Source organism: Bacillus cereus group sp. N8 (assembly GCF_016483685.1).
In the GTDB taxonomy this organism is placed as follows: domain Bacteria; phylum Bacillota; class Bacilli; order Bacillales; family Bacillaceae_G; genus Bacillus_A; species Bacillus_A proteolyticus.
Window position 1 is genome coordinate 1 of sequence record NZ_JAEHBK010000116.1, and the last position, 933, is coordinate 933.

The following is a 933-nucleotide window of genomic DNA, read 5'->3' on the forward strand; positions in this document are numbered from 1 at the left end:
CCCCTCCAAGTAATAGTGTAACATCCATGTATGTACATGGTCTTTTTACACTGTCTACTTAAAGGGGATAATATCAACGTCAGCCTCTTTCTTTATTATATAGGGGAATTGCGTTAGGTTCAGAAGGGTTTAAAATGTTCAGTACACAACCTAATTTAATTAAAGATAAATACAAAAGGTGATTTCTTGGTTAAGAAATCACCTTCTAATGTCTAGTTTTGTAAGGGTGCATTGTACCCATGTATACCTATGATTTGTAGCTCTTCTTATTATATTTCTCATCAAATTCTTTTCCTTCTAGATTTCGATCCATTGTTAAAGGTTGGTTGCAATGCATACATGCATCGACACGACCGAGCATTTTTGTTGGCTTATCACAGCTTGGACAAATAATTTGTACAGTTTTAGTGGATAACATACCAATCCAAAAGTAAACGACAGTACTAGCGATAACAGCTAAAAAGCCAACCATCATAAATGTTGTCATAATAATAATGTTGTCACGGAAAAAAACTCCTAAGTATGCAATGAAGAGACCGATAAATACTAGACTTAATGCAAAGGTCCGAATTTTATTGATTTTGTTCGAATATTTAATGCCCATTCTCACCACGCTCCTATAATAATAATATAACACAAAAATCAGAATTTTCATTCTTGTATAAACCTAGTGAAATGATAAGGTGTAAAATAAGAAGGAGTATAGCCATGTATAAAGAATACATGGGGAGATAGAATGCTATCGTTCAAGTGTTTTTAAAGTTTTTAACGGGATGTGAAATTTTTTTTGGAAAAGTATTGACCCTGTATATACTGCATGATATATTAATAAACGTCGCTGATGCGGAAACGCAACAAACGACAAAAAAGAAATTGAAAAACTTAGTTGACATCGAAAAACGAAGATGTTAACATAAGGAAGTCGCAAATGAG

Annotated in this window: 1 protein-coding gene; it reads right to left on the reverse strand. The window is 33.1% G+C overall.

Features of this window, described 5'->3' with window-relative positions:
* Window positions 1-247: 247 nt before the first annotated feature.
* The gene (locus JDS80_RS30640; RefSeq protein WP_071745404.1) at window positions 248-604 is read right to left on the reverse strand and encodes a YgzB family protein; all 357 of its coding nucleotides are present in this window, start codon (window positions 602-604) and stop codon (window positions 248-250) included.
* Between the last annotated feature and the right edge of the window lie 329 nt (window positions 605-933).

What these genes read in the sequence shown, in the direction of transcription:
- JDS80_RS30640 (WP_071745404.1), bottom strand. Translation starts at nt 604, where the DNA reads ATGGGCATTAAATATTCGAACAAAATCAATAAAATTCGGACCTTTGCA.